This is a genomic window from Helicobacter fennelliae (assembly GCF_900451005.1).
Lineage (GTDB): Bacteria > Campylobacterota > Campylobacteria > Campylobacterales > Helicobacteraceae > Helicobacter_B > Helicobacter_B fennelliae.
Genome location: NZ_UGIB01000001.1, coordinates 867,074 through 883,145, shown reverse-complemented (window position 1 = coordinate 883,145; position 16,072 = coordinate 867,074). Strand labels below are relative to the sequence as shown.

Here is a 16,072-nt window from a genome sequence, read left to right as displayed (position 1 = left end):
GGACCCCTATGTCTTATCTACAACTGAGTATAGATTCCCTCTCTTTTACTATCACTAAAGCCCATATTAAAGAAAGTTTAGAATCCTTATGGAGAATTGAGTGTGAAGGATATATAGAAAGCTTAGAAGAGCATCCTTTTACTTTAGACTTTTTCAACTCTTCAAGGAAAGACCAAGGGAACACTTTTAACTCTTTCCCACATAAGGAGAGCACTTTAAACTTTCACCCCAATGCTTTAATTAACAAGCAAGCAACCTTTAAAATCAGCAATCCCTATCCTCAATCACACTCTACTTCTCACACTTTAGATTTTATAAACAATGCCCTACCCTCTACTTTAGAATCTCTTAAAGATACTATCAAGAGTGCTAAGAATAAAAACAAAGACACTCATCATAATCAAACAAGTAAAGATTCTAAAAACTCTCAAGAATCTTTAGATTCTTTAGGGAGGATAAAAGAATATCAAGGCATACTCTGCTTTGTAGAGTATCTAGGATTAAATACTCAAAGTAGTGCAAATGTGTTTCATAGAGGTAATCTTACCCCCTCTTTAAATCATAAGCATTTCTTTAAGCTTACTCTTTGCTCTTCTCTTTATAGAATGTCTTTAAATAAAGCAAATAGAATCTATACCAATAAGAGTGTTATAGAAGCCATACATTCTACACTCAACTTTTATACACACGATTTAATCAAACCTTTGGATTTCTCTGGGATTGCTTTACACTATCCAAAGTTAGAACTTATTTCTCAATATGAGGAGAGTGATTTAGACTTCATCACAAGATTAGCCCATAATAATGGCATATACTTTTGTGATGTGAGAGGGAGTATATGCTTTTATGATAGCGCACAAAGACACTCTAGTAGAGAACTTACTTTTAATCCTAATGTGAATAACACTTTAAATGAACCTTGTATCTCTAGTGTCTCTAAACTTCAATCTTTAAGAGCTCATACTTTTAGCCAAAGTAGCCAGAATGCTCTCAATCCTTTTTCATTAGAAAGTTTAAGTCTAAAGAGTGATTCCTTATTACAAGAAGGAGAGCAGAATAATTTCACACACTCTTTACATATAAATGAGCATCACTATAGCAATGAATCCTCCTTTACTCAAAGCAGTGATTTAAAAACTCCCATTACTTTAAAAGAAAAAAGATTAAGAGTGATTGAACAAAGTCTCAATGCACAGAGTAATATCTATGATTTAGCTTTAAATGAAAGTATTACTTTAAACTTCTCCTCAAGTTTAAAAGAAAACAAAGAGAGTTTAAGAGATTTTATAATTATAGGAATGGAGCAAGAACTTATTAATGAATCTTTATTAGAGAATAACTTTAATTCTAATGATAATGCCATTAAAAAAGAGAATGCAAAACATTTAAAAGAAAGTGTTACTTCTTTAATGAATACAGAGCAGATAAACAAAGGGAATGAAAGCTTTAATCCCCTCACTCAAAATACTTCTAATGCTTTAGAATCTCTTTCTTCTCCTTCTTCTTTAGGTAAATCTCACTCTTATAGTAATACCCTCACCCTTTTACCTATTACCTTTAGCTATACTCCCTCTTTAAAGAGTAAGCCTAAAGCTCCTAGTAGCACTTTAGGAGTTGTTATTGGAGAGAGTGAGGATATAGATGGAGAAAGAAATACTATTCATACAGATAACTTTGGTAGAGTAAAGGTCCGAATAAATTGCTTTGCTTCTCAAGAGGTTATAGATAATGCAAGAGTGAAAGAACAAAATAATGTTCAAGGAAAAAATATAGAGAATAACCATTCACAAGGCACTCTTCAAAACATTAATGGAAATACTAACACTCATACACAAACAACCAATGATACTTTAAGCAATACAACACAGACAGAGGAGAATATACACTCACAAGAAAATCATACAACAAACAATGATGTGGATAGTAACAATTCACAAACGAAAGCCTATTCTTATCATTACTCTCCTTATCTTAGAGTAAGCTCTCCTATTGCAAGTATAAGTTCAGGTTTGTATCATACTCCAAGAGTGGGAGATGAAGTGATTGTAAGTTTCTTTGATGAGGATATAGATAAGCCTTATATCAGTGCTAGTCTGTATAACCAAAGTAATCCTGCCTTGCCTCCTTTGCCTTTAAATGCTCATCAAACAAGTTTAAGTGCAAGAACTCTTAATAATACAAAAGAGACAGAGGATACAAACTCTTCTATAGTAGAATCTGGATTAAATGAAATCACGCTCTCTAATATAAAAGAGAAAGAACAAATCTATCTTCAAGCACAAAGAGATTATGAAGAACTCATTAAACATAACTTCACTCAAAAGATACAGAATAATAAAGATTCCATAGTAGAGGGAGCATATAATGAAAGGATTAAAAAGATTCATACGCAAACCATAGATTTAGCAAAGATTGTAAGTATTGGAGGAGAATATAATACAAATGTGGCTTTATCTAAAGATACCATTGTAGGATTAAGTCATACTTTAAATGTAGGAGCAAGTAATAAACTTAGAGTAGCTAAGGATAGTAGTGAGTATGTAGGAGAGGATAAGAGTGTAGAGATACAAGCAAACCTCAATACAAGTATTAAGCAAGATGAGAATAGGAATGTAGGGGGGAATAAGAGGGAGGTGGTGGAGGGAGATAGCGATATAAGTATCAATCAAAAACTTAATATCCAAACACAAGGCGAAATAGCTATCCACTCCAATGAAAATATTCATCTATCCTCACCACAATCTTTAAGTTTAGAATCTGAAACTGCTGCTATAATGGTTGCTGATAATGTAACAATGATAGCAGATTCTAATTATACTCTTAATGCTAATACTGAAGCGACTATTCAAGTTAAAGATACCTCTATTGTCGCAAAAGGCAACTCTATCATTATTAAAGCTGGTGGAGTAGAAGTAGTCATAGATTCTAAAGGACTTATAGTTAAAGGTGGGGAGATTAAAGCGGAGTGAGGGGAAAGGAAAAAGGAATGAATAGGATATTGTAATGTCAAAGCTTAATTCTGAACCTATAAAAATACAAATAAGAGATGTGTATTATAATCCTATACACAATGCTACTATAAAAATAATTGAAAGAAGAAGTGATAAGATTCTCTATAATCAAGAGAGTGCAAATGGGGAAGTTATTTTAGATGATATAGAGAATCTTAAAGATTGCCACGCTTTTAAAGTAGAGATACAACATTCTCATTATCACTCTAAACCAAAAACAGATTCTTTTTGTATTAGAGAGGCACATAGAGGAAAATATCATACCTTAGAATTTCACTATCAAGAGAAACTTTTAGTAAGCAATGTATATGTAGAAATAAGAGAACAAATACAAAATACTTGTGAGGATAATAGGGCAAATACAATATGCCTACCAAAAAGAACATACAATATAGACAATAATACATTTGCAGAACAAGAAGCACTACAAGCAATCAATCATTTACAAATTTATCTCAAAGCTTACTATAACCAAGACACTATCCCAAACAAAGATAAACAAAGCAATAAACAAAAACAAGCTTATAAAGAGCAAAAGAAAGAGACGAAGTGGGGTATTATCATAGGCAATCCAAATGAATCCCAACCTGTAAAAGATAATGTAGCATTTCAGATACTTAAAAACAAAGATGACTATGAACTTAAAGGAGAAGAAATAATATTAAATCTAAAACAAGAATGGCTCAATCAAACAATAAGGATTTATGCCTATATAGAGAATCCCAATCATAAGGTGGGCAATACGCTACATATCTATGCACCTATTGAATACAAAGAGGAGGGGCTTGTTGATGTAAGTGGGTATGTAATAGGGATTGTAGGGGTTGTGGGAAGGAATTTAGCAATCAAAGTAATAGATAAAACAAGATATATTGTTTCTAGTTATAAAGTTGATAAAATATTTGCACCTGAAATAAGAATAAGTAAGGGAATGTCAAGAGAAATATTAGGAAATGAATTAGCAAGAAAATGGTATGTAAAGATACAAATTGAAAAGATACCACGACTAATCAAACAAGTTCAATCCAAAAGAGAACAAGCTGTAATGGCACACAGATTTCGCAATCAGGCTAAAAGAGATACAAGGGATTTGATGAAAGATAAAAAAGAAGCTCAAAGATTAGATAAAACAGAAAAAGAATATACTTGGGATTTTTTAGTTAAAAAAGCTAAAGATAAAGGTAAAAAAGGAGATGAAATCTATGAATATATTATTGAAGCCTCACAACGCACAAGGACAAGCGTAAATATCAAAATGGGAATAAAATAAATGAAATGGCTACATAAACTTATTCAGACAATAAAAGGAGAGAGAATGAATACGCTAAAAAACGGAATGAAAATTATTGATTATTACACACTTTATAGAGATGATATTAGGAGACTTGAAATATGCCTAAATAATTTTAATTATGAAGATGCTTGCCCTTATTGTCTTAAAGTTTTAGCACAATACAAGCACTATAATGTGGTATTAAACAAAGATTATCTTTTGGGACCATCTGAAACTATTTGGGATTTTACAATAAACGATAAACCTTACACTTGGAAATTTGACTTAGACTTTGCAGAAAATCAAATTCGCCCTGCACACAAGAATCCACAAGATAAAATACTAGAGCAAATAGTCAAAGACCTCTGCGATGTGCTTAATATGCTTGTAGAAAAAGGTGAGATAGAATCTACTGATGATACTTCTAGTGATTGGCAACCCAAACACTATTAATCAAAACCTAAAAGGTTACTAAGGATTATCTATGCCTTACCTCTCCCTAAAAGTAAAGCCAATATTCTTAGTAGTATTTCTCTTTTAAAGGACCCCTATGTCTTATCTACAACTGAGTATAGATTCCCTCTCTTTTACTATCACTAAAGCCCATATTAAAGAGAGTTTAGAATCCTTATGGAGAATTGAGTGTGAAGGATATATAGAAAGCTTAGAAGAGCATCCTTTTACTTTAGACTTTTTCAACTCTTCAAGGAAAGACCAAGGGAACACTTTTAACTCTTTCCCACATAAGGAGAGCACTTTAAACTTTCACCCCAATGCTTTAATTAACAAGCAAGCAACCTTTAAAATCAGCAATCCCTATCCTCAATCACACTCTACTTCTCACACTTTAGATTTTATAAACAATGCCCTACCCTCTACTTTAATAAAATACTTTCTTATCCCCACTTCTTCACCATTTCTCTTACCATCTTTGTATGAAGCTTCATATTTAAGCTGTCCATTATCATAATATTCTTTCGCAATACATCATATCCTCCTTACTCTTGCATTCTGGCAAGAGCTTTGAACACCCTACAAACAAACATACTGATAGCACCAGCAGCATTTACTATTTGCTTTAACATTTTTAACTCCTTATTCAATCTTATGTATTATACCTTATCCCTAGAAATATTCTTAAGCTTATCAACTTACTTACCTTTATACTAGCCGCTTTTGAGAGCAATGCAATAAAGTTTTATATATAATCACATATTATTTAATTATTCTTTATCTTATACTAATATATTCTACTTAATATTATGCTTTTTAGCATACCATTGTATTTTATCACGCAATTCTTGTGGGAAAGATTCTCTATATATGGCTGGGATTGTAGGATTTAGTTTTTTATCTAGTTTGCCTGCTTCATAGAATTCATCTAAATACTCTGGGATATAGTAAGTAGGAGCATTAGGGTAGCCTTGAGGGGGAGTTACTGCACGAATTTTAGCATAAAGTGTTATCATATCATCTTCTAATTCTGTTTGAGCATCACTTCTTGTTGGTGGATATGGTAAATTGAGCGCTGAAGCTTCAGCTCTTCTTTGACTTAAAAAGATAGCTTTTTGCCTAAACTCATCTCTGCTCTCTTTAGTAGAATCTGTATCTCTAGGGTCTTTTATTAGCCCTTTAGCAACTAACCCTTTATCTATTAGTCCATCTTGATAAAGTTCCATGATTACATCACCATAGACATCATATTGTGAAAAATCCATTACCCAATCCACTCCCATTATCTCATCTATATATGGGAGCATACCAAATCTATCAGGCTTTATGCTCTTAGCTAGGGCTATAAGCTGTTGTTGGCGTAAGGGGTTTTTACGCAATCCTGATTTAAAAGTCCTAAAACTCCCCACATAATCCTCTCCATATATTTCTATGATTTTTAATATATCTCTATAATCTATTTTTGGATTAAGCTGTATATAGAGTATTGTGGATTGCACATATCGTGCGGTAAAACCTGTTAAATCTGAAGCAAAATATTCTGGATTCCCCAGTATCCCTGCTGCGATACCCCATTCTGTAGCAAAGAATTCAGATTTTAATGTATCTTTATTCCTATCTACTTGATAAAAGATCTCTTCATATTCTTCATTGATTACTCTGCCTCTCTCATCTACTCCACCAATAGCATCATAAGGTATATCTATGACTGCACTTCTTAATCCACTTCTTATCACTAAGTATTGGTATCTCTCTCTTTTAGTTTGTAAGGATTCATAATAGGCTTTTTCAGCTTTAGTCCAAGGGGCTATAGCTTTTTTTATAGGGTCTTTAAGATATAAATCTCTCCAAGCCTTAAACTCTAAAAGTGTCGATGTCTGTCCTGTTTTAAGGCTTGGGTCTAAATAAATAGGCTTGTAGGATTTATAGGGGGAAGATTCTAAGATAGCATTTGTCTCATTAAGGAGTTTGGTAGCTCTTAATGAATCTTGTTTTAAGAATTCTTCATCTGTTGTAGGAATTTTTTTAACTTCATCATCAAAAATTGTCTGAATATCAAATCTATAATCTTTCAATATCACATTACCATTAGAATCTAGCTCTATATCATTACCAAAGACATCTTTTACTCTCTTAACTGCTTTTTGCTTCTCTTGTGTATTCTCTTTATCATTAAATAAAAACATTTTCTCTCCCTTTCTATAATCAATATAATCTTATCCTAACCATAATCCATCTTCTATAATGATAGTCGTGGCTAGACGACCTATGAATTTAGGGCGTTTCATTTTTTTGCTACTTTCGCTTGTCCCCACATACAACGCTCTAATATTATTCTGCCCTATGGTATTAAGGCATTGCAATAATCTCCTTGCTTTATTTTTATCATCTTTGTAGCTTAATATCTTGCCTTGGTCATTTTTCTTTGGAGTGCTGGTAAAAAAGTAGTCTTTATATTCTGCTAAGATTTCTAGGGCTTCATTATAAGCATCAATGGCTGATGCTGCCCCTTTTCTTTCTCTTGCTTTAAATTCCTTATACAAATCACTCCCCTTTGGCACTTGGTATTTGCGTATATTATTGAGGGATATATGGCTGGTTGTGTTTGTGATATTGCCTGTGCTATCTACACTCTTATGATGAAAGAATGTATAATCTGATACTTGTTTATTATAGTGTATCTCATAATCTTGCTTATCTTTTGCTGTTCGCTTCTCATCGATGATAAGATATTGCATAATCTCTTGTATGGGATTTTCTGTAAGGTTAGAATCTTGGTTGAGTGCTCTATAATCTCTTGCTATAAAATAATGAGATTGCAAGTCTTTGAATAAAGAGCCTAAAGTGTCATAATGATATTGTAAGAATTGGCTTGTCTCATTATAGATTATGCTATGTGTATTATTTTCTGCATTATAGTGATGATAGAGACTAGGCATTGTATGCTTAAAGTCTTTACTTGTAAGTAATGGCACGATATAGAGTAGATGTTCTCTTTGATTTCTTGGGAGTTTAGATTCTAAAAGCATAGTGTATATTTGTGGCACATTGAAGTATTTAAGAGGGAGTGAGAGGATTTCACTGGGGATATTAGAATAAGAGGGAAAATGCAAAGAATCTAGGGTATTAGATTCTAAGAGAGAAGTAGAATCTAATGTATTTGTATAAGAATCTAAGAAATGAGATTCTATGTTATGAGTCTTAGAATCTTTATATATTTGCAATCCTAGTATGCTACCTACACTAAGTAAGCTTAAGTCTTTTAAATCTTTCATAGCTTCACGTCTTTTAGAATCTATGTGAGCATTTTTTGACAATATGTTTGTGTTTTTGGGGTTATTCTTTGGCATGAATGTCCTTTGGTTGTGATTTATGGGTTATTGATTTGTTGTTTGTGCATTGCACCTCTATTTGATATTATGCTTTTTGGCATACCATTCTATTTTATCACGTAATTCTTGTGGGAAAGATTCTCTATATATGGCTGGGATTGTGGGATTTAGTTTTTTGTCAAGCTTACCTGCTTCATAGAATTCATCTAAATACTCTGGGATATAGTAAGTAGGAGCATTAGGGTAGCCTTGAGGGGGAGTAACTGCCATAATCTTAGCTTCTAAAAGCATAGAATCTATATATAAATCTACCTTTTTTTGTGTCCAGTCATTTGGAAAATCTAAATGGTATTTTCTAAGATGAGGAATAGATTTTATTCTTTTGCGAAATTCTAATCGTGTTTGCTTTGTGGATTTAGAGTCTCTAGGGTCTAGGAGCTTACCTTCATCTATCTCCTTAATATATGCTTCTACATTGTATCCATCTCCATCTATGGCATACCCATATAACATATTCAAATCCATTACCCAATCCACTCCCATTATCTCATCTATATATGGGAGCATACCAAATCTATCAGGCTTTATGCTCTTAGCTAGGGCTCTAAGCTGTTGCTGGCGTAAGGGGTTTTTGCGTATACCGGATATATAGTCAAAATTTTTTACATAACTTTCATAATTTCTTTGTTCCAAAAAATTAGTGCTAGTTGCATCAAGCTGCATTCTTAAGATAAGAGCCTGTATATGTCGTGCGTGAAAACCCATATTATCGCTTGAAAGATACCTAGGATTCCCTAATATCCCTGCGGCTATACCCCATTCTTGTATGTGTAGATAGGATTTTAATGTATCTTTATTCCTATCTACTTGATAAAAGATCTCTTCATATTCTTCATTGATTACTCTGCCTCTCTCATCTACTCCACCAATAGCATCATAAGGTATATCTATGACTGCACTTCTTAATCCACTTCTTATCACTAAGTATTGGTATCTCTCTCTTTTAGTTTGTAAGGATTCATAATAGGCTTTTTCAGCTTTAGTCCAAGGGGCTATAGCTTTTTTTATAGGGTCTTTAAGATATAAATCTCTCCAAGCCTTAAACTCTAAAAGTGTCGATGTCTGTCCTGTTTTAAGGCTTGGGTCTAGGTAGAGGGGGGCGTATTGTTTCTTTGCTTCTTCCATTATCTGCCAAGCTTCAAGCAGGGCTTTAGAATATTCCTCTGTGTATTTACCTGTTTCTATATTAGTATATGGTGTAAGATGAATTTTATTTGTGCCTTTATCTACTTGAAGTATTATTGAATTTGGTGCATAGATTTGATATGTCTCACTCATTGTTTCTCCTTATCTTATTGTTTTTAATCTTATCCCAACCATAATCCATCTTCTATAATAATAGTGGTAGCTAGACGCCCTATGAATTTAGGACGTTTCTTGTTTTGTGGTGATTGGTTGTTATCTTCTTTTGAATCTGTGTCTGCAGATAATGATGAGGGCGTGTGATTATTATCATTATTTGGTTTATCATCATTCACCCCCACATACAACGCTCTAATATTATTCTGCCCTATGGTATTAAGGCATTGCAATAATCTCCTTGCTTTATTTTTATCATCTTTGTAGCTTAATATCTTGCCTTGGTCATTTTTCTTTGGAGTGTTGGTAAAAAAGTAGTCTTTATAATCTGCTAGGATTTCTAAGGCTTCATTATAGGCATCAATAGCTGATACATCATCTTTCTCATTCTCTAAATTCTTAAACTCCTTATACAAACTACTATCTTTTGGCACTTGGTATCTGCGTATATTATTGAGGGATATATGGCTGGTTGTGTTTGTGATATTGCCTGTGCTATCTACACTCTTATGATGAAAGAATGTATAATCTGATACTTGTTTATTATAGTGTATCTCATAATCTTGCTTATCTTTTGCTGTTCGCTTCTCATCGATGATAAGATATTGCATAATCTCTTGTATGGGATTTTCTGTAAGGTTAGAATCTTGGTTGAGTGCTCTATAATCTCTTGCTATAAAATAATGAGATTGCAAGTCTTTGAATAAAGAGCCTAAAGTGTCATAATGATATTGTAAGAATTGGCTTGTCTCATTATAGATTATGCTATGTGTATTATTTTCTGCATTATAGTGATGATAGAGACTAGGCATTGTATGCTTAAAGTCTTTACTTGTAAGTAATGGCACGATATAGAGTAGATGTTCTCTTTGATTTCTTGGGAGTTTAGATTCTAAAAGCATAGTGTATATTTGTGGCACATTGAAGTATTTAAGAGGGAGTGAGAGGATTTCACTGGGGATATTAGAATAAGAGGGAAAATGCAAAGAATCTAGGGTATTAGATTCTAAGAGAGAAGTAGAATCTAATGTATTTGTATAAGAATCTAAGAAATGAGATTCTATGTTATGAGTCTTAGAATCTTTATATATTTGCAATCCTAGTATGCTACCTACACTAAGTAAGCTTAAGTCTTTTAAATCTTTCATAGCTTCACGTCTTTTAGAATCTATGTGAGCATTTTTTGACAATATGTTTGTGTTTTTGGGGTTATTCTTTGGCATGAATGTCCTTTGGTTGTGATTTATGGGTTATTGATTTGTTGTTTGTGCATTGCACCTCTATTTGATATTATGCTTTTTGGCATACCATTCTATTTTATCACGTAATTCTTGTGGGAAAGATTCTCTATATATGGCTGGGATTGTGGGATTTAGTTTTTTGTCAAGCTTACCTGCTTCATAGAATTCATCTAAATACTCTGGGATATAGTAAGTAGGAGCATTAGGGTAGCCTTGAGGGGGAGTTACTGCACGAATTTTAGCATAAAGTGTTATCATATCATCTTCTAATTCTGTTTGAGCATCACTTCTTGTTGGTGGATATGGTAAATTGAGCGCTGAAGCTTCAGCTCTTCTTTGACTTAAAAAGATAGCTTTTTGCCTAAACTCATCTCTGCTCTCTTTAGTAGAATCTGTATCTCTAGGGTCTTTTATTAGCCCTTTAGCAACTAACCCTTTATCTATTAGTCCATCTTGATAAAGTTCCATGATTACATCACCATAGACATCATATTGTGAAAAATCCATTACCCAATCCACTCCCATTATCTCATCTATATATGGGAGCATACCAAATCTATCAGGCTTTATGCTCTTAGCTAGGGCTCTAAGCTGTTGCTGGCGTAAGGGGTTTTTGCGTATACCGGATATATAGTCAAAATTTTTTACATAACTTTCATAATTTCTTTGTTCCAAAAAATTAGTGCTAGTTGCATCAAGCTGCATTCTTAAGATAAGAGCCTGTATATGTCGTGCGTGAAAACCCATATTATCGCTTGAAAGATACCTAGGATTCCCTAATATCCCTGCGGCTATACCCCATTCTTGTATGTGTAGATAGGATTTTAATGTATCTTTATTCCTATCTACTTGATAAAAGATCTCTTCATATTCTTCATTGATTACTCTGCCTCTCTCATCTACTCCACCAATAGCATCATAAGGTATATCTATGACTGCACTTCTTAATCCACTTCTTATCACTAAGTATTGGTATCTCTCTCTTTTAGTTTGTAAGGATTCATAATAGGCTTTTTCAGCTTTAGTCCAAGGGGCTATAGCTTTTTTTATAGGGTCTTTAAGATATAAATCTCTCCAAGCCTTAAACTCTAAAAGTGTCGATGTCTGTCCTGTTTTAAGGCTTGGGTCTAAATAAATAGGCTTGTAGGATTTATAGGGGGAAGATTCTAAGATAGCATTTGTCTCATTAAGGAGTTTGGTAGCTCTTAATGAATCTTGTTTTAAGAATTCTTCATCTGTTGTAGGAATTTTTTTAACTTCATCATCAAAAATTGTCTGAATATCAAATCTATAATCTTTCAATATCACATTACCATTAGAATCTAGCTCTATATCATTACCAAAGACATCTTTTACTCTCTTAACTGCTTTTTGCTTCTCTTGTGTATTCTCTTTATCATTAAATAAAAACATTTTCTCTCCCTTTCTATAATCAATATAATCTTATCCTAACCATAATCCATCTTCTATAATGATAGTCGTGGCTAGACGACCTATGAATTTAGGGCGTTTCATTTTTTTGCTACTTTCGCTTGTCCCTACATACAACGCTCTAATATTATTCTGCCCTATGGTATTAAGGCATTGCAATAATCTCCTTGCTTTATTTTTATCATCTTTGTAGCTTAATATCTTGCCTTGGTCATTTTTCTTTGGAGTGTTGGTAAAAAAGTAGTCTTTATAATCTGCTAAGATTTCTAGGGCTTCATTATAGGCATCAATAGCTGATACATCATCTTTCTCATTCTCTAAATTCTTAAACTCCTTATACAAACTACTATCTTTTGGCACTTGGTATTTGCGTATATCATTGAGGGATATATGGCTTGTTGTGTTTGTGATATTGCCTGTGCTATCTACACTCTTATGATGAAAGAATGTATAATCTGGCACTTGTTTATTATAGTGTATCTCATAATCTTGCTTATCTTTTGCTGTTCGCTTCTCATCGATGATAAGATAGGATAGGAGTTTTGTAAGCAAGAATTCTTGCAAAACATCGCTTTTGTTTTGTCGTAATAAATAGGCTAGTCCTATATGATGTGTTAGCCCACCTGTGCAAAGCTCTGTGCCATATATCATTGATTGCAAATCAAAAGACATAAATTTGGAATGCACTAACATAGGATAGTAGGTGAGTTCTCTGTCTTTTTTGATTGTTTGGTTCTGGTCATCAAGCTCTAGGAGGCTCTCTTGTCTTTTTAACGCATAGGGTAAATCATAATAAAAGCTATAACGTTTGTGCATAATGCTCTCAAACTCTTTTTGGTATGCCTCATAATTGGTGCTAAAATAATAATTAAGCACAATATCTAGTGCTATATCTACTGCGGTTGCAGCAGTATTGACTTTGAGTGAATAGGCAATCTTATTATAACGAAATTGCTTGATTTGAGAGAAAATCTCTCGTGCTTGAAGTTTGCCTATAAAGTGTGATTGCGCCTTGCCACTGCTATATGTAAAGCAAATTTTATCAATAAGTGCTTTGTCTTTGGGTGAGCTCATAGTTTGCTTTAGATTTTCTTTGATAGCTTGGAGGTTTAATATTTTGGCATTTTTATCAATGTGATCAAGGATAAAAGCAGTTTTTGCTTCAAAATGTGCTATTTGTGCTTGTGTGTGTCTTAGCTCTACTTGGGCAAAGCCTTTGAGGAAATTTTGTTTTTGCTTTTCGTTTTCTGGCTTTAATAACTCTGTGAGTTTTGCTTTCATCTTGTGTGTAATATCTACTTTGTTATTCAATTTTTTTGATGTGTCTTGAACGCCTCCATTAATCTCAATATGCACGCGTATAGTTGTAGGATATGATAAAAATAGCACTCCTCCTATTTCTGTAAGCAATGCCCGATATAAATGCAAAGCAAAATTTGAGCTTTGATTTTTACTTAGAGATTCAAGGGTATTGATAAAAATTGCAATACAATGCTTTGTCGTATTAATCATATCTTCGTGAGCGAAATTCATAAAGGGGCATATTATGCCTAATATCTTATAAAGTGAGTTATAAAATACTTCTTGTGTGTGTTCTTGCTGCACAATCTTTTTGTATTCTTCTCCATATTTTTCGATTTGTGCTAGCTCTTGCTTTAGCTCCTTATCCAAATCAATCCCTATTTCTTGCTGCATTGTCTTATCAAATGCTTTTGCATCGTTATTCGCAATATCAGTATTTATAAATTCTCTAAGATAGTCTAAGAAGTCTTTACTTAGCTCTGTCTCTTGTGGGCTGCTATGTTGCAAGAGTTTTTCTTGTAAAACTTTGGCGATTTGGACATTTTGAGATGGTTGGACTTTATAGTCTGGATATGCTTTGGTGAGATAAAACTCCCAAGTTTCATTTAAACAAGAGACTTTAAGATAATCGCGCTCGTTTGTGAAAAGATAGCCACTACTTGTTGTCTTTTTTGCAATGCTACTTTTCAACGCAAAGCTTGGAAAATGTATCTTAAACACATAGAGTCCATAAAAAAGCGTAAAAATCGCTAATAAAGAATTATCTAAGTTTGTATTGCTATTATGAAAATATTGTAATTGAGTAAGAAAATCTTTAGCTGTTTGCTCTTCTTTTGTAATAATATCCTCAATCTCTTTTGGAGTTTTAAAGAATTGGTTTATATAATCTATACCATAGGATTTTTTTATGTGATTTAATTGAGATGTTTTTTTATTCATTAAATCATACAAGGTCATATTGCCGGGTGAATAATTTGAATAAAAGCTTGCATGATACTGTGTATGTAATTGTTGTAGTTCTTTTTGTGCTTTTTTATAGGATTCGTTATTTTCAAAACTCGCTTTAATCTTATTCATATCCACTCTCACAAATGGCGAAAGCTGCACCATATAAGGCTCATCATCTTTTTTATTGATTTCTATCCTATATGTGCTGTAATCTCTTGTGGTGTTGTAGCTTTTCTTTTCGCCCTCTCTTGAGAGAGTAAGCTCTTGTTTGGTGCGATTGTTTATATCGTCTTTAATTGTATTACCAATGATGTGTTGGGTAATCGTCTCTGTAAGCTTTGCATTATATTTGCTTGGGGCATTGGTGATAATAAGATAATTTTTTGCCATATTTGTAGTGTGATTATTGGGGTATTGAGTGTTTTTGTTAGCACAAATTTCAGCTAATAAGGCAGAGTTTAAATGTGGAGATTCTATATAGGCAAGATGATTGAAGTATCGCACTGCTTGGAGCATATTTGTAAGAAGAGATACGTCTTTGATATTTTGTTGTTTAGTTTCATTTTGGTGTATGTGGAGCATTTGAGCTTTTATACTATTGTGTTGTGTTGTGGGTAGGGTAATTGCTTTTTGAGCTAATAGGTTTGGAATATCTATCATAGGGCTATCAAGCATAAACTCACCCTTAAAGGCGATAGATTGAGTACACGATAATAACGTATTTTCCAAATAAAGATTAAAACCTGATAAGTCAAGAAATTCTATTTTTTTCTTGTCTGTCTCTTGTGTGCTTTCCACAATCAGCATACAAGAGAGTAGTTGTGTGTTTGCAAGCTGTATATACATTGCTAACTCGGTGGCAAGAAACTCTATGATTGGATTTTTGATATAGCTATATTTGTTATTTTTAGCATCTTGATAGTCCATAAGTGATGAAAGCAATACTGCAGATATACCTAGCAATATGATTGCTGCACCTCCACCTGTGGCAATAGTAAGAATCACGCCAAAGATTGTTTTTATGATATTTTTATAATCATCGTTATTCTTATCCTCTAGGGCTTGTTTGATATACTGCTCTAGCTTATTAAAAAGTTGCTCAATATTTGCCTTAGCATCTGCTTTTATCATATCTGCAAACAAGTTAGATTCTATGAGTAATTCCTCAATATGTTTTATTATTGCATTTTTAGGCTTTGCTAGAGAAATTTTATCTATGTTTTCAGGGTCGATGTCATCAAGCATAGTCTCTAGGTCTTTATATTGCTTAGTTGTATTAATCTTTGCAGATTCTTTAATAGAATCTAATAGGGCTTTGATGATGTTATCATTATGATATGTCTCTATGGTAATATGTTTGGGTAGGTTGTAAGGTTGTTTTGTCCCCAAGATTTGTTCTTGACTTAATGCCTCAAAGCTGTAGATTGTCATCTCAATGTTTGTTTGTTGTAGTTTTTTTAGAATTTCTTGCCCTAGATTTTGTGGTGATTGGTTGTCACGCGTAATGAGACTTGCAATATTTGGACAAAGAAATATGATACGTCCTATTGTCTTATGTGTCTTTAAGCCTAATAAATTATTAATTTCTTGTAATAATTCTTCTTTGCTTGAAATTATCATTTAGTCACCTTTTTGCCTAAAAATTTATTCTACCATAAACTTTTTGATTTATCACCCCCCTCATATTTTGGTTTATGTTTTTTGTATTTTTCCAACTCACTT

General features: G+C 33.1%; 10 protein-coding genes and 1 pseudogene. 5 read left to right on the top strand and 6 right to left on the bottom strand.

Annotated features, from left to right (window positions below; translation table 11 throughout):
• Positions 1 to 8: 8 nt before the first annotated feature.
• The 5 genes and pseudogenes from DY109_RS12510 to DY109_RS04345 all read left to right on the top strand — a co-directional run.
• Positions 9 to 1,181: pseudogene (locus DY109_RS12510) on the top strand (contractile injection system protein, VgrG/Pvc8 family); the annotation flags it as partial.
• A gap of 369 nt (positions 1,182 to 1,550) precedes the next feature.
• Complete coding sequence (locus DY109_RS12505) at positions 1,551 to 2,969, top strand: bacteriophage T4 gp5 trimerisation domain-containing protein (protein ID WP_425323545.1); 1,419 nt, start codon at positions 1,551 to 1,553, stop codon at positions 2,967 to 2,969.
• Between the two features lie 34 nt (positions 2,970 to 3,003).
• Positions 3,004 to 4,281, top strand: coding sequence for a hypothetical protein (locus DY109_RS11935; RefSeq protein WP_244916639.1), 1,278 nt, complete (start codon positions 3,004 to 3,006; stop codon positions 4,279 to 4,281).
• A gap of 45 nt (positions 4,282 to 4,326) precedes the next feature.
• Positions 4,327 to 4,737: a hypothetical protein gene (locus DY109_RS04350; RefSeq protein WP_023946020.1), complete on the top strand. Its 411-nt coding sequence runs from the start codon at positions 4,327 to 4,329 to the stop codon at positions 4,735 to 4,737.
• A 97-nt stretch (positions 4,738 to 4,834) separates the two neighbouring features.
• Positions 4,835 to 5,254, top strand: coding sequence for a hypothetical protein (locus tag DY109_RS04345; protein ID WP_023946015.1), 420 nt, complete (start codon positions 4,835 to 4,837; stop codon positions 5,252 to 5,254).
• A 280-nt stretch (positions 5,255 to 5,534) separates the two neighbouring features.
• On the opposite strand, the gene DY109_RS04340 is transcribed toward DY109_RS04345, so the two are convergent.
• The 6 genes from DY109_RS04340 to DY109_RS04315 are packed head-to-tail and all read right to left on the bottom strand — an operon-like array spanning position 5,535 to position 15,970.
• Positions 5,535 to 6,923 carry a hypothetical protein gene (locus tag DY109_RS04340; RefSeq protein ID WP_115737780.1) on the bottom strand — a complete coding sequence of 463 codons (1,389 nt, stop codon included), beginning with the start codon at positions 6,921 to 6,923 and terminating at the stop codon, positions 5,535 to 5,537.
• A gap of 30 nt (positions 6,924 to 6,953) precedes the next feature.
• On the bottom strand, positions 6,954 to 8,087 hold the full coding sequence (locus DY109_RS04335) for a hypothetical protein (RefSeq protein ID WP_115737779.1): 1,134 nt from the start codon (positions 8,085 to 8,087) through the stop codon (positions 6,954 to 6,956).
• A gap of 57 nt (positions 8,088 to 8,144) precedes the next feature.
• Complete coding sequence (locus tag DY109_RS04330) at positions 8,145 to 9,407, bottom strand: hypothetical protein (RefSeq protein ID WP_115737778.1); 1,263 nt, start codon at positions 9,405 to 9,407, stop codon at positions 8,145 to 8,147.
• A 29-nt stretch (positions 9,408 to 9,436) separates the two neighbouring features.
• Positions 9,437 to 10,651, bottom strand: coding sequence for a hypothetical protein (locus DY109_RS04325; RefSeq protein ID WP_115737777.1), 1,215 nt, complete (start codon positions 10,649 to 10,651; stop codon positions 9,437 to 9,439).
• Between the two features lie 57 nt (positions 10,652 to 10,708).
• Entirely contained in the window at positions 10,709 to 12,082 is a 1,374-nt protein-coding gene (locus tag DY109_RS04320; protein ID WP_115737776.1) for a hypothetical protein, read from the bottom strand.
• Between the two features lie 30 nt (positions 12,083 to 12,112).
• Positions 12,113 to 15,970 (bottom strand): hypothetical protein, encoded by a 3,858-nt coding sequence (locus tag DY109_RS04315; RefSeq protein WP_115737775.1) that lies wholly within the window; start codon positions 15,968 to 15,970, stop codon positions 12,113 to 12,115.
• Positions 15,971 to 16,072 lie beyond the last annotated feature (102 nt).